This is a genomic window from Kitasatospora sp. NPDC091335 (genome assembly GCF_044757205.1).
Lineage (GTDB): Bacteria > Actinomycetota > Actinomycetes > Streptomycetales > Streptomycetaceae > Kitasatospora.
On the sequence record NZ_JBIVUM010000021.1, the window covers coordinates 47,122 to 66,259 of the forward strand.

At 72.0% G+C, this 19,138-nt stretch carries 15 protein-coding genes; 6 read left to right on the forward strand and 9 right to left on the reverse strand.

Annotated elements, in window-relative coordinates; translation table 11 throughout:
• Positions 1 to 10 precede the first annotated feature (10 nt).
• A complete protein-coding gene (gene trpS, locus ACIQOW_RS33350; protein ID WP_401091309.1) occupies positions 11 to 1,051 on the forward strand; it encodes a tryptophan--tRNA ligase in 1,041 nt (346 codons plus the stop codon).
• On the forward strand, positions 1,048 to 1,602 hold the full coding sequence (locus ACIQOW_RS33355) for a 2'-5' RNA ligase family protein (RefSeq protein ID WP_401091311.1): 555 nt from the start codon (positions 1,048 to 1,050) through the stop codon (positions 1,600 to 1,602). The genes trpS and ACIQOW_RS33355 overlap by 4 nt, the downstream gene beginning before the upstream one ends.
• Before the next feature lie 53 nt (positions 1,603 to 1,655).
• Here the strand turns inward: ACIQOW_RS33355 and ACIQOW_RS33360 are convergent, their stop codons facing one another.
• Positions 1,656 to 4,121 (reverse strand): CDP-glycerol glycerophosphotransferase family protein, encoded by a 2,466-nt coding sequence (locus ACIQOW_RS33360; RefSeq protein ID WP_401091313.1) that lies wholly within the window; start codon positions 4,119 to 4,121, stop codon positions 1,656 to 1,658.
• Between the two features lie 329 nt (positions 4,122 to 4,450).
• Positions 4,451 to 8,026, reverse strand: a complete 3,576-nt coding sequence (locus tag ACIQOW_RS33365) for a CDP-glycerol glycerophosphotransferase family protein (RefSeq protein ID WP_401091314.1) — start codon at positions 8,024 to 8,026, stop codon at positions 4,451 to 4,453.
• 133 nt (positions 8,027 to 8,159) lie between these two features.
• On the opposite strand from ACIQOW_RS33365, the gene ACIQOW_RS33370 reads away from it, so the two are divergent.
• Both ACIQOW_RS33370 and ACIQOW_RS33375 read left to right on the forward strand, forming a co-directional pair.
• Positions 8,160 to 9,158, forward strand: coding sequence for a glycosyltransferase family 2 protein (locus ACIQOW_RS33370; RefSeq protein ID WP_401091316.1), 999 nt, complete (start codon positions 8,160 to 8,162; stop codon positions 9,156 to 9,158).
• Between the two features lie 47 nt (positions 9,159 to 9,205).
• Positions 9,206 to 10,204 (forward strand): YihY/virulence factor BrkB family protein, encoded by a 999-nt coding sequence (locus ACIQOW_RS33375; RefSeq protein WP_401091318.1) that lies wholly within the window; start codon positions 9,206 to 9,208, stop codon positions 10,202 to 10,204.
• A 27-nt stretch (positions 10,205 to 10,231) separates the two neighbouring features.
• Here the strand turns inward: ACIQOW_RS33375 and ACIQOW_RS33380 are convergent, their stop codons facing one another.
• Positions 10,232 to 11,419, reverse strand: a complete 1,188-nt coding sequence (locus ACIQOW_RS33380) for a D-alanyl-D-alanine carboxypeptidase family protein (protein WP_401091320.1) — start codon at positions 11,417 to 11,419, stop codon at positions 10,232 to 10,234.
• A 135-nt stretch (positions 11,420 to 11,554) separates the two neighbouring features.
• Between ACIQOW_RS33380 and ACIQOW_RS33385 the strand changes: the two genes are divergently transcribed.
• A complete protein-coding gene (locus tag ACIQOW_RS33385; RefSeq protein WP_401091322.1) occupies positions 11,555 to 11,812 on the forward strand; it encodes an SCO4848 family membrane protein in 258 nt (85 codons plus the stop codon).
• Positions 11,813 to 11,893: 81 nt separating this feature from the next.
• Here ACIQOW_RS33385 and ACIQOW_RS33390 read toward each other — a convergent pair whose 3' ends face one another.
• The 6 genes from ACIQOW_RS33390 to ACIQOW_RS33415 all read right to left on the reverse strand — a co-directional run bounded on the left by ACIQOW_RS33390 (position 11,894) and on the right by ACIQOW_RS33415 (position 17,296).
• Positions 11,894 to 12,667 carry a succinate dehydrogenase iron-sulfur subunit gene (locus tag ACIQOW_RS33390; RefSeq protein WP_188295237.1) on the reverse strand — a complete coding sequence of 258 codons (774 nt, stop codon included), beginning with the start codon at positions 12,665 to 12,667 and terminating at the stop codon, positions 11,894 to 11,896.
• Positions 12,667 to 14,409 carry a succinate dehydrogenase flavoprotein subunit gene (sdhA, locus tag ACIQOW_RS33395; RefSeq protein WP_401091325.1) on the reverse strand — a complete coding sequence of 581 codons (1,743 nt, stop codon included), beginning with the start codon at positions 14,407 to 14,409 and terminating at the stop codon, positions 12,667 to 12,669. The genes ACIQOW_RS33390 and sdhA overlap by 1 nt, the downstream gene beginning before the upstream one ends.
• Before the next feature lie 51 nt (positions 14,410 to 14,460).
• Complete coding sequence (gene sdhD, locus ACIQOW_RS33400) at positions 14,461 to 14,952, reverse strand: succinate dehydrogenase, hydrophobic membrane anchor protein (protein WP_188295235.1); 492 nt, start codon at positions 14,950 to 14,952, stop codon at positions 14,461 to 14,463.
• A gap of 8 nt (positions 14,953 to 14,960) precedes the next feature.
• A complete protein-coding gene (gene sdhC, locus ACIQOW_RS33405; protein WP_074003919.1) occupies positions 14,961 to 15,341 on the reverse strand; it encodes a succinate dehydrogenase, cytochrome b556 subunit in 381 nt (126 codons plus the stop codon).
• Between the two features lie 315 nt (positions 15,342 to 15,656).
• Positions 15,657 to 16,142 (reverse strand): 2-oxo-4-hydroxy-4-carboxy-5-ureidoimidazoline decarboxylase, encoded by a 486-nt coding sequence (locus ACIQOW_RS33410; RefSeq protein ID WP_188295234.1) that lies wholly within the window; start codon positions 16,140 to 16,142, stop codon positions 15,657 to 15,659.
• A gap of 398 nt (positions 16,143 to 16,540) precedes the next feature.
• Positions 16,541 to 17,296: an SDR family oxidoreductase gene (locus tag ACIQOW_RS33415; RefSeq protein WP_401091328.1), complete on the reverse strand. Its 756-nt coding sequence runs from the start codon at positions 17,294 to 17,296 to the stop codon at positions 16,541 to 16,543.
• 132 nt (positions 17,297 to 17,428) lie between these two features.
• Between ACIQOW_RS33415 and ACIQOW_RS33420 the strand changes: the two genes are divergently transcribed.
• The gene (locus ACIQOW_RS33420; protein WP_401091329.1) at positions 17,429 to 19,018 is read left to right on the forward strand and encodes a methylmalonyl-CoA mutase; all 1,590 of its coding nucleotides are present in this window, start codon (positions 17,429 to 17,431) and stop codon (positions 19,016 to 19,018) included.
• Positions 19,019 to 19,138 lie beyond the last annotated feature (120 nt).

Here is a 19,138-nt window from a genome sequence, read left to right on the forward strand (position 1 = left end):
AATGGCCCGCATGGTCAACGCAGCGGTCACTGGTCCGGTCAAGGACCGTCCCCGGGTGCTCTCCGGCATCCAGCCCACCTCCGGCTCGTTCCACCTCGGCAACTACCTGGGCGCGGTGCGCCAGTGGGTCGACCTCCAGAAGGAGAACGACGCCTTCTACATGGTGGTCGACCTGCACGCCATCACGGTCGCCCAGGACCCGAAGGAGCTGCGCGAGAACACCCGGGTCTCCGCTGCCCAGCTGCTCGGTGCCGGCCTCGACCCGGAGCACTGCACCCTGTTCGTCCAGTCGCAGGTGCCCGAGCACGCGCAGCTCGCCTGGGTGATGAACTGCATCACCGGCTTCGGCGAGGCCTCCCGGATGACCCAGTTCAAGGACAAGTCGACCCGGCACGGCGCCGACAGCACCACCGTCGGCCTGTTCACCTACCCGGTCCTGATGGTCGCGGACGTCCTGCTCTACCAGGCGGACGCCGTCCCGGTCGGTGAGGACCAGCGCCAGCACCTGGAGCTCACCCGGGACCTCGCGGACCGGTTCAACACCCGTTTCGGGTCGACCTTCACGGTCCCGAAGCCGTACATCCTCAAGGAGACGGCGAAGATCATGGACCTCCAGGACCCCGGCGTGAAGATGAGCAAGTCCGCGTCCTCGCCCAAGGGTCTGGTCAGCCTGCTGGACGAGCCGAAGGCGAGCGCGAAGAAGTTCAGGAGCGCCGTCACCGACACCGGCACCGTGGTCTCCTACGACGAGGAGCAGAAGGCCGGCGTCTCCAACCTGCTGCGCATCCACTCCGCGCTCAGCGGGCAGTCGGTCGACCAGCTGGTCGAGCACTTCGAGGGCAAGATGTACGGCGCCCTGAAGACCGAGCTGGCCGAGCTGTTCACCGAGTGGGTCACCCCCTTCCAGGAGCGCACCCGCACCTTCCTGGACGACCCGGCCGAGCTGGACCGGGTGCTGGCGAACGGCGCCGAGAAGGCCCGCGAGGTGGCGTCCAGGACGCTGGAGTCGGTGTACGACCGGATCGGCTTCCTCCCGGCCGCCAAGCGGTGACTCCCCTCACGCACCTGCCCGGTGGTGGCGACCTCCCCGAGGTCGTCACCATCGGCGTGTCCGTGAGCGTCCCGGACCCGTACGGCACGGCGATCCAGGACGCCAGGGCCGGGCACGGCGATCCGCTGGCCCGGTCGATACCCACGCACGTCACCTTGCTGCCGCCGACCGAGGTGCCCGCCGGGGAGCTGCCGAAGATCGAGGAGCACCTGGCGGCGGTGGCGGCCGCGCACCGGCCGTTCCGGATGCTGCTGCGCGGCAGCGGGACCTTCCGCCCGGTCTCCCCTGTGGTGTACGTCCGGGTCGAGGAGGGCGCGCAGGAGTGCCGGCTGCTGGAGGCGGACATCCGCTCCGGCCCGCTGGCCCGCGAGCTGGCCTTCCCGTACCACCCGCACGTGACGGTCGCCCACGGCCTGCCGGACGACGTGTTGGACCAGGCGTACGAGCAGGCGCGCGGTTTCCGGGCGGCCTTCACGGTGTCGGGCTTCGGCCTCTCCCGCTTCGGCACGGACGAGGTCTGGCGGCCCTGGCGGAGCCACTCCTTCGGCTGAGCTGCCGGAGCAGGCCCGAGCCGGGCCCGAACCGGGTCCGAGCCGGGCCCGAACTAGCCCGCGGCCCGCCCCAGTTCGAGCATCCGGTCGACCACCCGGCGGGCCGCGCCGCCGTCCTCCAGCACACTGTGCTCGGCCTGGAAGCGCCGGTAGCGCTCGGCGTAGCCGGGCGGCAGCGCGGCGTCGCCGTCGGCGAGTCCGCGCAGCGCGCCGAGCAGTTCGGCCGAGGTCGGCACCAGCGGCCCGGGGGCGTTCGACTCGAAGTCGAAGTAGAAGCCGCGCAGGGTGTCGCGGTAGTGCTCCAGGTCGTAGGTGAAGAAGTACATCGGACGGCCGGTGATGGCGAAGTCGAACATGATCGACGAGTAGTCGGTCACCAGCACGTCCGCGACCAGCAGCAGTTCCTGCGGGTCGGGGTAGTCCCCGCAGTCGTACAGGAAGCCGTCGCCGGCGCCGGGCAGCGGCTCGCGCACGTGCGCGTGCGGACGGACCAGCAGCACGTGGTCGGAGCCGAGCAGGCGCCGGGCGTGGTCGAGGTCCAGCCGGAGGTCGAGCCGGAACCCGTCGCCGTCGCCGCGCTGCTGGTCCTCGCGCCAGGTGGGCGCGTACAGCACGATCCGCTTGCCCTCGGGGATGCCGAGCCGGCGGCGGACGGCCGCGGCGGTCCGCTCGTCCGGGCGGGCGAGCACGTCGTTGCGCGGGTAGCCGGACTCCAGCACCTCGCCGCCGTAGTGGAAGGCGCGCCGCAGGATCGGGGTGGCGAACGGGCTGGGGGAGAGCAGCAGGCTCCACTGCGGGGTCTCCCGGTCGAGCGCCTCCAGGTAGCCGTGGTCGGACAGCCAGGGGTTCTCGACGTCGTGGGCGATCCGCTTCAGCAGGGAGCCGTGCCAGGTCTGCACGACGACCTGGCCGGGGCGGCGCTCCAGGAAGTCGGGGAAGTGGGTGTTGCCGACCAGGTAGCGGCAGGTGGCCAGCGCGCGGTACCACTCCGGGCTCCAGATCCGCACCGGGACGACCCCGGGCGGGACCTCGGCCTGGGCGTCGTCGACCACCCACAGGTGCTCGGACTCCGGCTCCCGGCGCGAGAGTTCGGCGTGCACCGCGCGCGGCGAGTCGGCGTAGCCGCGGCCGCCGAACACGTCGTACAGCACCGCCTCGCGCAGCGGCTCGTGGCGGGCGGCCGGGTAGCGCTCGGCGCGCTGGCGGCTCTGCGCCCAGGCGCTGCGCTCGGTGGGGGTGAGCACCGGGGTGGAGTCCACCAGCAGGGTGTCGTGCCAGCGGCGCTGCAGCAGGATCCGCTTGCCGCCCGCGGTGGCGGCGGCGGGGACGGTGGGCAGCGCGGCGGGGGCGGCGAGCAGCGGGCGGCCGTCGCCGGGGCGTCCGGCCGGCTCCAGCGCGGCCTCCCAGATGCCCTTGCGCAGCGGCAGCGCGGCGCCGTCGGAGCCGGTGCGGGTGGCGGGCACCCGGACCCGGAAGCGGCCGTCCGGGCCGGTGTCGACCGGGGTGCGGACCTCGCTCGCGGTGCCGGAGTGACGCAGCACCAGCTCCAGCCGGTCCGCGGCCGGATCCGGGCAGTGGCCGGACAGCTCGAAGCCGTCGTCCCGTACGGCGATCCGGTCGACCAGGCCGGCCGCGGGCTGGACGCAGACCTGGAGCCGGCCGTCGGCGAGGTGCTTGAGGTAGAGCACCCGGTCCGGGGTGCCGGGCAGCCGGTGCTGGCCGGCCACCGGGCCGCCGCGCTCGTCGAGGCAGAGCTGCTCGGTGCCGCCGTCGGGGCGCAGCAGTTCGGCGTCCCAGTGCTCCAGTCCGCCGCCGCCGCGTCCGTCGGCGGTGAACGGCCGGTACGGCAGCCGGACGGTGAAGCCGTTGCCGGTGCGGTCGAGCGGCTGCTCGGCCGCCGCGTCGCTCTCCCGGTGGCGCAGCCGCAGCACGGTGCCCGGGGGGCAGTCGTCGGCGACGCCGGCGAGGTCGAGGCCGTCGTCGGCGGGGGTGACCCGGGTGATCCGGACGGCCGGGCGCTCCAGCAGCAGCCGGAGCCGGTCGTCCGCGAAGAAGGGCTGGAGCCGGACGTCGCGGTCCACCCAGCGGGCCGGCGGGTACTCGCCGGAGCCGCACCAGTGCGGGGCGAGGGCGCCGTACTGGCGGCGCACCCTGGTGGGGCGCGGGCGGGTGAAGAGCGTGGTCTCGATCTGCCATTCGCCGAGCAGCCAGTCGCCCCCGCGGCGCAGCCGGTCGGGTTCTATCAGCGCGGTGAAGCCGGACCAGTCGTGGTTGTGCTCGGGCTGGGCGCTGTCGTCGGTGACCTCGGGCATCCGGCGGGGCCTGGAGCGCAGGTGCACCGGCGGTTCGGACGGGTCCTGGTGGCGCAGGGTCAGCCAGGTCCAGGCGGAGCCGGGGCGGCCGGTGTCACGGTCGTTCGGGCGGGCGAAGCCGGTGAGTTCCAGGCCGCGGCCGTGCCAGCGGGCGCGCAGCAGCCCGAAGACGACGTCCTGGTCGTCGTCCGGGCGGCCGGTGGTCACACGGGGAGCGGCGTGTGGCAGGACGAACCGTGTGAGCACAGGCATCGCTGGACGGGCCCTTCGGGGACGGGGTCCCGGTGCATGACGGTGCACCGGGAAGGGGTCGCCGGGCCGGTTTCGATCGGGCCGGGACCGAATTGACATCCCATACCGGGACGCCACCCGGGGTCAACTGTACGGTTCGGCGAATTTCCTCGGAAATTCGCTGGCGAAACGTGAGTTCGAGTGCAATGCGGGCGTAAAGGGCGGTGATCCTCCCAGGAAATTCCCAGGAAATGCCGAAGCGCCCGGCGCGAACCGCGCCGGGCGCTCCTGTTGCGGGCCGGTGACTACCCCTCGATGCGGAGCATCGCGTCGACCACCCGGGCGGAGGCCTGGCCGTCGTCCAGGTCGCAGTACGCCTCGCGGAACGCGGCGGCCTTGTCCGCGTGCTCGGCGGCGACCTCGTCCACCCGGCCGAGCGCGGAGACGAGTTCCTCGGAGGTGGCCAGCAGCGGGCCGGGCGCCTCCGCCTCGAAGTTCAGGCTGAAACCGCGCAGGTTGTCCCGGTAGTGCTCCAGGTCGTGGGTGAAGAACAGCATCGGCTTTCCGGTCGACGCGAAATCGAACACGCTGGCCGAGTAGTCGGTCACCAGTACGTCGGCGATCAGCAGCAGCTCCGCCATGTCGGGGTAGCTGCCGACGTCCCAGATGTAGCCGTTGCCGGCGCCCGGGATCTGGCCGCACATCAGGTTGTGCCGGCGCACCAGCAGCACCTGGTCGTCGCCGAGCGCGGCCTTGGCGGCCGCGAGGTCGATCCGCAGGTCCATCTGGTAGCCGCCGTCCGGCCGGCGCCGGTCCTCGCGCCAGGTCGGCGCGTAGAGCACGACCTTCTTGCCCTCGGGCAGGCCGAGCCGTTCCCTGACCTGCTCGGCGGTCTTCTCCCGGTCGGACGCGAACAGCAGGTCGTTCCGGGGCGAACCGCTCTCCAGGATCTCGCCCTTGAAGTCGAAGGCGCGCCGCAGCACCGGGGCCGACCAGCGGTTGCCGGCCACCAGCAGGCTCCAGTTCGGAACCTCGCGGGCCAGGCCCTTGAGGTAGTGGGCGTCGGTGAACCAGACCTTCTCGAAGTCGAAGCCGATCTGCTTCAGCGGGGTGCCCTGCCAGGTCTGGACGACCACCTGGCCGGGGCGGCGGACGAAGAAGTCGGGCAGGTGGGTGCTGGTCACGATGTACTTGGAGGTGGCCAGCGCCTCGATCCACTCCGGGCTCCACAGCCGGATCGAGGCCGCGCTCTGCGGCAGCTCGGCCTGGAGGTCGTCGTTGCCCCACAGGTGCTCCAGCGGCAGGCCGCGGCGGACCAGCTCCTCGTGGACCGCCCGCGGCGAGTCGGCGTACATGCTGCTGTTGCCGGCGTTGTACAGCACCGTGTCGCGCACCGGCAGCCGGCGGGCGGCCGGGTAGTCCACGGTGCGGATCAGCCGCTGGCGGAAGCCGGACCGCTCCTCGGGCAGCAGCACCGCGTACGACTCCAGCGACAGGCCGTCGTGGTGGCGGCGCTCCAGCCCGATCCGCTTGCCGCGGGACTCCACCTCGACCGGCAGCGTCCCGAAGCACTCGGGGGCGATCAGCGCGTGGCCGTCCGGCAGGTCCTCCGCCGGCACGCCGACCGGGCGGAAGGCGACGTTCCAGGTGCCCTTGGCGAGCGGCACCCGGCCGGCGAAGGAGGCGGTCGGGACGGTGGGCAGCGCGGTGCGGAACCGGCCGTCCGAGATCTCCACCGGGTAGACGTGCTCCTCCTCGCGCCAGTTGTGACGGACCACCAGCTCCCAGCGGTGCGCGCCGGGCAGCGGGAACGAGCCGCTCAGCAGGAAGCCGTCGGCGCCGCGCGCGGCGACCTCCTCCACCAGCGGCTGGAGCACCTGGTCGGAGAACTGGAGGTGCCCGCCGGGGGAGGGCTTGGAGTAGAGCGCCCGGCGCTCGCCGGCCGGGGCCTGCGGGTTCAGCGCCAGGTGCAGCCGCTCGGGCGGGTTGCGGTCGTCCCAGGCCAGCCGGACGGTGCTGCCGTCGGTCAGCAGCAGCGCGGTGTCCCAGCGGTCCCGGCTGCGGTCGGGGGCGACCGGGTCCAGCTCGGCCCAGGCCTCCCGGACGGCGGTCAGCTGGGCGGCCGTGAAGGAGGCGGTGAAGGGCTGGAGCGAACCGACCGGCGCGCCCAGCTCCAGCGGGACGGTCACCTCGCGGTCCGACTCGACGTGGGTGAGCCGCAGCTGCGCCCCGGCGAAGCTCGGGCCGGAGCGGGCCGCGCCCGAGACCTCCACCCGGTCGCCCTGCACGGCCAGGCCGGTCACCCGGGCCTGGACCGTCTCCACCCGCAGGTAGACGAAGTTGTCCCGGACCCACGGCACGATCCGCACGTCCGGCTCGACCCACTGCGCCGGGATGTACTGCGCGGTGTCGCTCCAGCCGGCCGAGATCCGGCCCTTGTACACCCCGCCCTTGCCCGCGCCGGCCACCAGGAGGCGCCAGTGGCCGTCCTTCCACTGGCCGCGGTGCTTGAGCTTCTTCGGGTCGAGGGCGACGGTGAAGCCGGACCAGTCGCAGCTGTACAGGTCGTGGTTGCAGCTCGCGGTGGCCTCGGGGCTGTACGTGGTCTTCATCGGCACCGCGAGCACCCGGCGGCCCTTGGTCTCGCGCAGCACCAGGGTGCGGACCATGTCGCGCTTGTTGGCCGCGCCCAGCTGCTCCGGGTAGGCGTGCCCGGTCAGCTGGAGCTTCCCGCCGACCCAGGCGCTCTCGTACAGCCGGCTGCGCATGACCAGCGAGTTGTCCAGCTTGAGCACGCCGGCCGGCACGCTCTTGCGCCCGCCGCGCAGGAACGGGTAGTCGGCGTACGGGCGCAGCAGGCCGCGGGCCTGGACACCGCCGCTGCTCTCGCCCTCGTACTTGATCTGCTCGACCAGCTCGTCCACCCGGCCGGCCAGGGTCAGGTGGTACTTCAGCCGCAGCGGCGCGCGCAGCTTGCGGACCTGCTCGGGGCCGATCGCCCGGAGCAGCCGGCTGACGCTCTGGACGTAGGCGTCCCGGTACTCCTTGTCGCCGTCCACGACGGACCAGAAGAACATCGGGATCTCCTCGACGAGGGTGTTCTCGTCGTAGGAGCGCAGGTACTCGGCGAAGCGCGGCTCGGTCTGCTTCCGGAGCCAGCCGCGGACCAGCTCGACCGAGGTGACCCGGTCGATCAGACCCTTGGGGTTGGTGCGCATCTGCGTGATCGACATCTCGCCGACCTCGCGCTCGCGCCAGTGGTAGATCGGCTCGGAGAGCACGTCCACGCTCTTGGCGAGGTAGTGGTGCGGCACGCTGACCGGGGCGTCCTCGTACAGGATGCCCTCGGGGTAGAGCAGGTCGGCCGCGTCGAAGAACGTGCGGCGGTACACCTTGTTCCACGCGGTGCGGTCGGTGACCAGCGCCGGGACCTCGGTGATGTGGGTCTTGAGCTTGGTCTCCCTGAACGGCTTCGAGTGGCCGCCGGACTGGTAGTAGCCCACGGCGCGGAAGCGCAGCACGTTGCCGGTGCAGAAGTCCGAGCCGGTCTCGTCCAGCGTGTTGATCATCAGCTCGTACGCGCTCGGCGGCATCGAGTCGTCGCTGTCCACGAAGCACAGGAACTCGGCGTCCGGGTCGATGTGCCGGATACCGGTGTTGCGGGCCGCGCCGAGGCCCTTGTTGACCTGGCGTACCAGCCGGAAGCGGGAGTCCTTGGCCGCGTACGCCTCGGCGAGCGCCGCGCTGCCGTCCTTCGATCCGTCGTCGACCATGACGCACTCGAAGTCCGTGAAGGTCTGGGCGGCGATCGAGTCCAGGCATTCGACGAGGTAGCGCTCGACGTTGTAGATCGGAACGACGATGGAGAGGCGGGGAGCCATCGGCTACGCAGGCCTTTCTCGGGAGGAGCGTGGCGGCCCCTGAGGGGCCTGACCGCACTTTGGATCGGTGCGTACGTGCGACCCGATCCTACCTCCGGGCCCCACCGCTCCCCGGGGCCACTACGCTGGGCCGGTGCCCCGCTTCAGCGTGATCGTCCCCGTGTACCAGGTCCAGGACTACCTCGTCGAGTGCCTCGACTCGGTGCTCGGCCAGGACGGCCCGGACTTCGAACTGATCGCGGTGGACGACCGTTCCCCGGACCGCTGCGGCGCGATGCTGGACGAGGCCGCCGCCGCCGACGCCCGGGTCCGGGTGCTGCACCTGCCGGAGAACGTCGGCCTCGGCCGGGCCCGCAACGCCGGCCTGGAGGTCGCCACCGGGGACTACGTGGTCTTCCTGGACAGCGACGACACGCTCACCCCCGGCCTGCTGAAGAGCGTCGACGAGCGGCTCGCCGCCACCGGGGACCCGGACGTCCTGGTCTACGACTACGCCCGCACCTACGCCGACGGCCGGATCACCAGGGCCGCCTCCGCGCACGTCTTCGGCGCCGCCTCGCCCGACGTCTTCGACCTCACCGCCCGCCCCGACCTGCTCGACCTGCTCCAGGTCGTCTGGAACAAGGCCTACCGCCGGGGCTTCGTCACCGAGCAGCGGCTGGTCTTCCCGGCCGGCTACTACGAGGACACCCCCTGGACGTACCCGGCGCTGCTCGCCGCGGCCCGGATCACCCTGCTCGACCGGGTCGGCGTGCACTACCGCCAGCGCCAGGAGGGCGGCAACATCCTGGCCACCGCGAGCCGCAAGCACTTCGACGTCTTCGCCCAGTACGACCTGGTCTTCGCCTTCCTCGACCGCCGCCCCGACCTGGACCGCTGGCGCCCGGTCGTCTACGGCCGGATGCTGCACCACCTCAACACCGTGGTCTCCAAGCCCGGCCGGGTCCCGCCCGGCGACCGCCGCGAGTACTTCCGCCGGGCCGCCGCGCACTGCGCCCGGCTGCGCCCGGCCGGCTACCGCCCCCCGGCCGGCGTGGACGGCGTGCGCACCGAGCTGCTCGGCCGCGGCCGCTACGGCGCCTACCAGGCCGTCCGGGCCCTCGCCAAGGCCCGCCGACTCGTCAAGCGCTGACGTCAACCTGACGCCCATTCGGGCGAAGGTTCGGTATAACCGGTCGGGTGGACTTCCTGACCCGCCTGCCGGTCGTCGGCCCGCTCGTGGCCCGGGTGCTGCGCAGCCGCCCGTACCGGGTGTACGAGCACTTCGCCGCCGCCCGGGGCAACCGGCTGGCCGGCGCCGTCACCTTCTTCGGCTTCCTCGCCCTGTTCCCGCTGCTCACGGTGGGCCTGGCGATCGCCGCCGCGACGCTGAGCGACGGCCGGGTGCACGAGCTCCAGGAGCACATCTCCGACCAGCTGCCGGGGATCTCGGACGCCATCAACCTGCCCGCCCTGGTGTCCAACGCGGGCACCGTCGGGCTGGTCAGCGGGGCGCTGCTGCTGGTCTCCGGCCTCGGCTGGGTGGACACCATGCGCACCTCGATCCGGGACCTGTGGCAGCTGCCCCAGGAGGAGGGCAACCCGGTGCTGCGCAAGGCCTGGGACGTGGCGGTGCTGGCCGGCCTCGGCCTGGTGTCGCTGTTCTCGCTGGCCGCCTCCGCCGCCGGGACCACCCTGGCCGGCCGGATCGCCGACGCGATCGGTCTCAACAGCGGCTACCTGCTGACCGCGGTCGGCGTGCTGATCGCCACGGCCTGCGACATGCTGCTCTTCGCCTACCTGCTGGCGCCCTTCCCCGGGATCACCGGCCAGCGCCGCCGGGACCTGGTGCAGGGCGCGCTGATCGGTTCGGTCGGCTTCGAGCTGCTGAAGCTCCTGCTCGCCTCCTACCTGGGCTCGGTCGCCGGGCGGAACCTGTACGGGGCGTTCGCCACGCCGGTGGCGCTGCTGCTGTGGATCAACTTCGTCTCCCGGCTGCTGATGTACTGCGTGGCCTGGACGGCGACGGCCGACCCGGTGGCCGCCCGGGGGCGGGCCAGGGCGTACGGGCGGGCGCTGCTGGAGGCGGCCGACAAGGCGGAGGCCGCGGCGGAGGCCGCGGCCGGGGAGACCGCGGCCGGGGTCACCGGGCTCACCGAGGAGGAGAAGGGCAGGGGGAGGGTCCGGCCCCGGGACTGAGGCCGGGCCCTCCCGCCGGGCGTCGGATCAGCCGGCGGAGCGCCGCCGGCGCAGCACCACCGCGCCGCCGCCGACCGCGGCCCCGGCCAGCACCACGGCCGACCAGCCGGCGAGACCGAGCCCGCCGCCCCCGGCCGCCGCGGCGGGTGCCGCGGCGGCGGTGGCCGAGGGGTGCGGCGGCGGCGCGGGCGTGTCGGCGCCACCGGCCTGGCCGGTGGGCTCGGCGCCGCCCGGCGGCAGCTCGTCGACCAGCCGGCCGACCGGCTGGACCTTGCCGGCCGCGGCGAAGCCCCAGTCCAGCAGGGCGGCCGTCTCGTCGTACACCTTCTGGTAGCTCGCCGGGTGCATCACCGTCACCAGCAGGGTGCGGCCGTCCCGCTCGGCGGCGCCGACGAAGGTCGAGCCGGCGTTGGTGGTGGTCCCGTTCTTCACGCCGATCAGGCCCGGGTACTTGCCCAGCAGCCGGTCGGTGTTGGCGATCCCGAAGCTGCCGCGCTGTCCGGTGTTCTTGTCGACGCCGCCGGGGAACAGCGCGTCCCGGGTGGCGCAGTACGCCCGGAAGTCCGCGTTGCGCAGGCCGGCCCGGGCGAACAGCGACAGGTCGTAGGCCGAGGAGAGCTGGCCGTCCATGTCGTAGCCGTCCGGGGAGACCACCCTGGTGTCCCGGGCCTGGAGCGCGTCGGCGCGCGCCTGCATCTCGGCGACGGTCTGCTGGACGCCGCCGTTCATGTGCGCCAGGACGTGCACCGCGTCGTTGCCAGAGCTCAGGAAGACCCCGCGCCACAGGTCCTCGACCCGGTAGTCCAGGTTCTCCTTGATGCCGACCAGGCTGCTGCCGGGGCCGATCCCCTGGATCTCCTCGTCGGCGACCCGGTGCACCGCGTCGCGGTCGAACTTGGGCAGCACGGTGTCGGCGAAGAGGATCTTCAGGGTGCTCGCCGGGGGCAGCCGGAGGTGCGGATTGCTGGCCGCCAGCACGTCGCCTGACGCCGCGTCGGAGACTATCCAGGACTGGCCGGTGAGCTCGGCGGGCAGTGGCGGGGCGCCCGGCTGCGGGGCGACCTGCACCCCGGGGAGCCCGAGCCGCTCGCCGCCGACCGCGGCCGACGGCGGCGGCTGCTGCGGAGTCGCGCCCGCCGGGGCGGCGAGCAGTACCGGCAGGGCCGCGGTGAGCGCGGCGCACAGGCGCGCGAACGTGTGACGGGGTGTGGGCACCAGCAGACCGTACCCACTCCGGGCGCCCGGCGCCCGCCCCTCCGGGCCCGTACTCCGCAGGAGGGGCCCGCCCTACGCCGATCGGCGGCCCGCGCATACTGGGGACGCACACCGCCTTCACATGCGAGGACCCCCATGAAGCTCAGCCGCCGCACCTCCTGGTTCCTGACCGCCTTCGGGGTCTGGTCGATGATCATCTGGACGACCTTCGTCAAGAACCTCTGGAAGGACTCCGGCGGCCAGGCCTTCACCGGCGGCGACCACTCCCAGCCCACCGCGTTCTTCTGGGTCCACCTCCTGCTGGCGATCACCTCCTTCGTGCTCGGCGTCGCCGTCGGCACCATCGGCCTGCGCGGTCTGCGCGCCACCCGCCGCACCCCGGCCACCGACTGAATTCCGCCCTGCGCTAGCAAACGCCGAGGGACCCCGCCCGATCGGAGGATCGGGCGGGGTCCCTCGGTACGGCGGGTGGGATCAGAAGCGGCGGGTGACCAGCGCCCGCTTCACTTCCTGGATCGCCTTGGTGACCTCGATGCCACGCGGGCAGGCCTCGGAGCAGTTGAAGGTGGTGCGGCAGCGCCACACGCCCTCACGGTCGTTGAGGATCTCCAGGCGCTGCTCGGCACCCTCGTCGCGCGAGTCGAAGATGAAGCGGTGCGCGTTGACGATGGCGGCCGGGCCGAAGTACTGGCCGTCGTTCCAGAACACCGGGCAGGACGACGTGCACGCGGCGCACAGGATGCACTTGGTGGTGTCGTCGAAGCGCTCGCGGTCCTCGGCGGACTGCAGGCGCTCGCGCGTCGGGTCGTTCCCCTTGGTGATGAGGAACGGCATGACGTCCTTGTACGCCTGGAAGAACGGGTCCATGTCCACGACCAGGTCCTTGAGGACCGTCAGGCCCTTGATGGCCTCGATCGTGATCGGCTTCTCCGGGTTGACGTCCTTGATCAGGGTCTTGCACGCCAGCCGGTTGCGGCCGTTGATGCGCATGGCGTCGGAGCCGCAGATGCCGTGCGCGCAGGAACGGCGGTAGGTGAGGGTGCCGTCCTGCTCCCACTTGATCCTGTTGAGCGCGTCCAGGACGCGCTCCTTCGGGTCCAGCGTCAGCTGGTAGTCGACCCACACCGGGTCCGGGTGCTCCTCCGGGTTGAACCGGCGGATCCGGAAGGTGACGGTGATCGGCTGGACGGCACCGGCTTCGACCGCGTCCAGAGCGGCCGAGTGCGTCTCCACGGTCGGAGTGCTCATCAGTACTTACGCTCCATCGGCTGGTAGCGGGTCGTGACGACCGGCTTGTAGTCGAGGCGGATGGAGGTGCTGCCGTCGGCGGCGACCTCCTGGTACGCCATGGTGTGCTGCATGAACTTCACGTCGTCACGGGTCGGGAAGTCCTCGCGGTAGTGGCCGCCGCGGGACTCCTCGCGGGCCAGCGCGGAGACGGCCAGCACCTCGGCCAGGTCGAGCAGGTTGCCCAGCTCGACGGCCTCCAGCAGGTCCGTGTTGTAGCGGAAGCCCTTGTCCTGGATCGAGATGTTCTTGTAGCGCTCCTTCAGCGCGGCGATGTCCTCGACCGCCTGCTTCAGGGTGGCGCCGGTGCGGTACACCATCGCGTTGGTGTCCATGGTCTCCTGGAGCTCCTTGCGGATCTGCCCCACGGACTCGGTGCCGGTCGCCTCGCGCAGCTTGTCGACCATGCCCTGGACCAGCTCTTCCGGGTTCTCCGGCAGCGGCACGAACTCGTTGGCGTTGGCGTAGTCGGCGGCGGCGATGCCCGCGCGACGGCCGAACACGTTGATGTCCAGCAGCGAGTTGGTGCCCAGGCGGTTGGCGCCGTGCACGGAGACGCAGGCGACCTCGCCGGCCGCGTACAGGCCCGGGATGGCCTCCGTGTTGTTGCGCAGGACCTCACCCTCGACGTTGGTCGGGATGCCGCCCATGGCGTAGTGCGCGGTGGGCTGGATCGGGATCGGGTCCGTGTAGGGCTCGATGCCGAGGTAGGTGCGCGCGAACTCGGTGATGTCCGGCAGCTTGGCGTCCAGCTGCTCCGGCGGCAGGTGGGTCAGGTCCAGGTAGACGTGGTCGCCCTCGGGACCGCAGCCGCGGCCCTCGCGGATCTCGGTGTAGATCGCGCGGGAGCAGACGTCACGGGACGCGAGGTCCTTCATGACCGGGGCGTAGCGCTCCATGAAGCGCTCGCCGTCCTTGTTGCGGAGGATGCCGCCCTCGCCGCGGGCGCCCTCGGTGAGCAGGATGCCCATGCGCCAGATGCCCGTCGGGTGGAACTGGAAGAACTCCATGTCCTCCAGCGGCAGGCCGCGGCGGTAGACCAGGGCCTGGCCGTCACCGGTGAGGGTGTGGGCGTTGGAGGAGACCTTGAAGAACTTGCCGGTGCCGCCGGAGGCGAACACGACCGACTTGGCCTGGAAGACGTGGATCTCGCCGGTGGCCAGCTCGTACGCGACGACGCCGGCCGTCTTGCCCTCGTTGAGCAGCAGGTCGAGGACGTAGAACTCGTTGAAGAACTCGACGCCGTGCTTGACGCAGTTCTGGAACAGCGTCTGGAGGATCATGTGACCGGTGCGGTCGGCCGCGTAGCACGAGCGGCGGACCGGGGCCTCGCCGTGGTTGCGGGAGTGACCGCCGAAGCGGCGCTGGTCGATCCGGCCCTGCTCGGTGCGGGAGAAGGGCAGACCCATCTTCTCCAGGTCGAGGACGGCGTCGATGGCCTCCTTGCACATGATCTCGGCGGCGTCCTGGTCGACCAGGTAGTCACCGCCCTTGACCGTGTCGAAGGTGTGCCACTCCCAGTTGTCCTCCTCGACGTTGGCCAGGGCGGCGCACATGCCGCCCTGGGCCGCGCCGGTGTGGGACCGGGTCGGGTAGAGCTTGGTCAGGACGGCGGTGCGGCTGCGCTGCGTCGACTCGATGGCCGCGCGCATGCCGGCGCCGCCGGCGCCGACGATGACGGTGTCGTACTGGTGAATCTGCATGGGGGTTTAACTCGCCTCTGGCCTCTGCCGATGGTCGATGGTGCTCGCGGCTCAGATGTTGGGATCGAAGGTGAAGATCACCAGGGTGCCGAGCAGCACGGTGAAGACCGTGGCGACACCCATGAGTCCCTTGAGCCAGAGCCGGGTCGAGTCCTTCTCGGCGTAGTCGTTGATGACCTGACGCATGCCGTTGGCGCCGTGCAGCATGGCGAGCCAGAGCATCAGCAGGTCCCAGCCCTGCCAGAACGGCGAGGCCCAGCGGCCGGCCACGAAGGCGAAACCGATCTTGGAGACGCCACCGTCGAGGATCAGCATGATGAACAGGTGGCCGAGGATCAGCGCGACCAGGACGACACCGGACAGGCGCATGAAGAGCCAGGCCAGCATCTCGAAGTTGGTGCGGGTGCGACGCGGCGTCTTCTTGGTCCGCTTGCGCGGGGGCTCGATGACGAACGCGTCGGCCGGGTTGCCGGTGCCCAGTCCCTTGCCGGTGTGCGCCTGCTTGGAGGGGACGACGATGGCGTCGGAGATTTCCGTGGACATGTCTCGGCTCACTTCCCGAACCAGGAGATCAGCGTGTGCTGGAGGATCCCGTAGAAGGAACCGGCCATCAGGACGACCCAGACTCCGACGACGCTCCAGAGCATCTGCTTCTGGTACTTCGGGCCCTTGGACCAGAAGTCCACCGCGACGACGCGCAGGCCGTTCAGGGCGTGGAACAGGATGGCGGCCACCAGGCCGTACTCCATCAGGTTCACCAGGGGAGTCTTGTACGTCTGGATGACGGTGTCGTAGGACTCCGGCGACACTCGCACGAGGGCGGTGTCCAGGACGTGGGCGAACAGGAAGAAGAAGATGAGGACGCCGGTGACTCGATGAGCCACCCAGCTCCACATGCCTTCCCGGCCGCGGTACAGCGTTCCAGCCGGCACGGAAAAACCCTCCGGAAGCGATTGGGGGCTCGGCCGGCTTCGGTGTCGGTCAGCCCGGCCGGGTACGGTCCACCGGCCGCCAGCATCCTATCGACGCCTTGTGGTGAACCGCCTCCGGGGGTCCCAGGTGTGATCAATCAGGCACTTCTGGCCTAGTGCGGCGGGAACCGGGGCGGCTTTTGTGACGGTGGGTGAGGGCGTGACCGCGCCCCGCACCCGGGAGGTGCGGGGCGTGACGGGTCGGCGCTCACTCGCGCGGGTGAATTCATGAGTGAACTCACCCGCGCGGGTGAAACGGGGACGGCGGACGCCGGCTCAGCGCGCCGCGGCCTCCGTGTGGGTGGCGACCAGGTGCTCCAGGCGGGTGAGGGCGATCCGGCGGAGTTCGTCGGCCGCGATCAGCCGCTCCTCGTCCGGGTCGTTGGCGAGGCGGGTGCGGATGGAGGAGAGCACGGTGTCGAGCATCTCCTCCGGGACGACCCGTTCCAGGCAGACCACGAAGACGTGGCCGAACCGCGCCTCGTACGCGGCGTGCGCCGCCCGCAGTGCGGTGTGCGCTGCCTGGCTGCCGGGGGCCCGCATGCCGAGCAGCGGCTGCGGCATCCAGCCCTCGTCGGCCAGCGCCTCGGCGAGGTCGGCGGGGCGGAGGTCGTAGGAGGCCTCGCTGGCGGCTGCCAGCAGGGACTCGATGTCGGGGTAGGGGCGGTGTGCGGTGAGCCGCAGGGCCCAGCGGTGGCTGCCGCAGCAGGCGAGCAGGGCCTCCTCGGCGGCGCCGGCGTCGGCTTCGTTGAAGCGGTGCAACCCGAGGAGGGTCGGCTCTGTTCTGACGTCGAGCCGCTGTGGCGGGATGTCGGTGGCCAGCGGGTCCTCCTCGTGAGGGCGGGAAGGTGCCGGTGAAATGGGGTGGTGAGACGGGTGGGGTAGGGGCCGCGGAGGGGCGCTCGGGCGCCGGTCCGACTGCGCCTCCAAGGTAGTTGAGCGGTCATCAGTTGGGGAGGGCGCGCGCCGAATTCATCCGGACGAGCTATCAAGTTGTGACGTTGACACCTGGGCGTCAGTGCCCTCCCCGTCTTCCTCTGATAATCGGCTCCGCCGAAGTCCGAAGTCCGAAGTCCGAAGTCCGAAGTCCGAAGTCCGCATTTCGAATACCGAATGCCGAACGCCCGGAACGCCCGGTCGTCGCGGGCCCGGGCCGGGATTCAGCCGCGGTGGACCTTGTGGTTGGCGGCCTGCGCCCGGGGGCGGACCACCAGCAGGTCGATGTTCACGTGCGGGGGCCGGGTCACCGCCCACGCCACGGTGTCCGCCACGTCCTCCGAGGTGAGCGGTTCGGCCACGCCCGCGTACACCGCGGCGGCCTTCTCCTCGTCGCCGCGGAAGCGGGTGACCGCGAAGCCCTCGGACTTCACCATGCCGGGCGCGATCTCGATCACCCGGATCGGCTCCCCGCACAGCTCCAGCCGCAGCGTGGCCGCGATGGTGTGCGCGGCGTGCTTGGCGGCGACGTACCCGCCGCCGCCCTCGTACGCGGCCAGCGCGGCGGTCGAGGAGAGCACCAGGACCGTGCCGTCGCCGGTGGCCCGCAGGGCCGGCAGCAGGGCCTGGGTCACGTGCAGCACGCCGAGCACGTTCACCTCGTACATGGCCCGCCAGTCGGCCGGGTCGCCGTGCTCGACGGTCTCGGCGCCGATCGCGCCGCCGGCGTTGTTCACCAGGACGTCCACCCGGCCGACCGTGGCGGCGAAGGCGTCCACGGCGGCCCGGTCGGTGACGTCCAGCGTGACCGCCCGCGCCGAGCCGCCGCGGTCGCCGATCTCCTCGGCGAGCGCCTCGATCCGGTCGGTGCGGCGGGCGGTCAGCACCACGTCGAAGCCCTCGGCGGCCAGCCGGCGGGCGGTCGCCGCGCCGATTCCGCTGCTGGCACCGGTGACCACGGCCACCTTCTGCTCGGTCATTGCCACTCCCTGGGCTCGTCGGTCGTTCACCCGATCATCTCAACCGCGCCGTCGCCCCGGCGGGCCGGTCGCGTCACAGCGGGGGGAACCCCGATATTGCGAGGACCCCGCTCCCCAGTTCCGGAGGACCCCATGGCAGCCGAGCCGCGCCGCGCCGAGTCGGGCTTCGCGATCGAACCGCTCTACGGTCCCGGGTCCCCGGCCGGCCGGGACGCCGGCGCCCGGCTGGGCCGGCCGGGGGAGTACCCCTACACCCGGGGCGTCTATCCGACGATGTACACCGGCCGGCCCTGGACCATGCGCCAGTACGCGGGCTTCGGCACCGCCGCCGAGTCCAACGCCCGCTACCGGCAGCTGATCGCCGGCGGCGGCACCGGCCTCTCGGTCGCCTTCGACCTGCCCACCCAGATGGGCTACGACTCGGACGCGCCGCTCGCCGCGGGGGAGGTCGGCAAGGTGGGCGTCGCGGTGGACGGCGTCGAGGACATGGCGGTGCTGTTCGACGGCATCCCGCTCGGCGGGGTGTCCACCTCGATGACCATCAACGCGCCCGCCGCCCTGCTCCTGCTCCTCTACCAACTGGTCGGCGAGGCCCAGGGAGTGGCACCGGCGGCGCTCACCGGCACGGTCCAGAACGACGTGCTGAAGGAGTACATCGCCCGCGGCACCTACATCTTCCCGCCGCAGCCCTCGCTGCGGCTGGTGGCCGACGTGTTCCGGTACTGCCGGGCCGAGATCCCGCGCTGGAACACCATCTCCATCTCCGGCTACCACATGGCCGAGGCCGGAGCCGATCCCGCCCAGGAGGTCGCCTTCACCCTGGCCAACGGCATCGCCTACGTCCGCACCGCGCTCGCCGCCGGAATGGCGGTGGACGACTTCGCGCCCCGGCTCTCGTTCTTCTTCGTGGCCCGGACGACCCTGCTGGAGGAAGTGGCCAAGTTCCGTGCCGCGCGCAGGATCTGGGCCGGCATCATGCGGGACGGCTTCGGCGCCCGCGACCCGCGCTCGCAGATGCTGCGCTTCCACACCCAGACCGCGGGAGTGCAGCTCACCGCCCAGCAGCCCGAGGTCAACCTGGCCCGGGTGACCGTGCAGGCGCTCGCCGCGGTGCTCGGCGGCACCCAGTCGCTGCACACCAACAGCTTCGACGAGGCCATCGCGCTGCCCACCGAGAAGGCCGCCCGGCTCGCCCTGCGCACCCAGCAGGTGCTCGCGTACGAGACCGACGTGACCGCCACCGTCGACCCGTTCGCCGGCTCCTACGCCGTCGAGTCGCTCACCGACGAGGTGGAGGCCGCCGTGCGGGTGCTGATGGACCGGATCGAGGAGCAGGGCGGCGCGGTGGCCGCGATCGAACGGGGCTACCAGAAGGGCGAGATCGAGCGCACCGCCTACCGGATCCAGCGGGAGACCGACTCCGGCGAGCGGACGGTGGTCGGCGTCAACCGCTTCCGGTCGGACGCGGAGGAGCCCTACCGGCCGCTGCGGGTGGACCCGGCGATCGAGGCGCGGCAGGCGCGGCGGCTGGCCCGGCTGCGGGCCGAGCGCTCCGCCGGCGCCGTCACCCGGACGCTGGACGGGCTGCGCCGCGCCGCCGGGGGGACGGACAACGTGCTGTACCCGATGAAGGAGGCGCTGGCCGCCCGGGCCACCGTCGGCGAGGTGTGCGACGCGCTGCGCGGGGTGTGGGGGACGTACGAGCCGGTGGAGCGCTTCTGACGGGCCGTCGACCGCTCGTCAACCTGCCGGTGCCGCCCGGGAAGTGGCGGCCGTGACCGCCGGCCCGGGGGATCGTTGCACAGGTCACGCGACCCGGGGAAGGCGGCTGAAACGAGATGT

Excerpts from the sequence above, each read along its gene's own strand:
- trpS (WP_401091309.1), top strand. The coding sequence starts at position 11 with ATGGTCAACGCAGCGGTCACTGGTCCGGTCAAGGACCGTCCCCGGGTG.
- ACIQOW_RS33420 (WP_401091329.1), top strand. The coding sequence starts at position 17,429 with ATGGCAGCCGAGCCGCGCCGCGCCGAGTCGGGCTTCGCGATCGAACCG.
- ACIQOW_RS33390 (WP_188295237.1), bottom strand. The coding sequence starts at position 12,667 with ATGAGCACTCCGACCGTGGAGACGCACTCGGCCGCTCTGGACGCGGTC.
- sdhD (WP_188295235.1), bottom strand. The coding sequence starts at position 14,952 with ATGTCCACGGAAATCTCCGACGCCATCGTCGTCCCCTCCAAGCAGGCG.
- sdhA (WP_401091325.1), bottom strand. The coding sequence starts at position 14,409 with ATGCAGATTCACCAGTACGACACCGTCATCGTCGGCGCCGGCGGCGCC.
- ACIQOW_RS33415 (WP_401091328.1), bottom strand. The coding sequence starts at position 17,296 with ATGACCGAGCAGAAGGTGGCCGTGGTCACCGGTGCCAGCAGCGGAATC.
- ACIQOW_RS33365 (WP_401091314.1), bottom strand. The coding sequence starts at position 8,026 with ATGGCTCCCCGCCTCTCCATCGTCGTTCCGATCTACAACGTCGAGCGC.
- ACIQOW_RS33385 (WP_401091322.1), top strand. The coding sequence starts at position 11,555 with ATGAAGCTCAGCCGCCGCACCTCCTGGTTCCTGACCGCCTTCGGGGTC.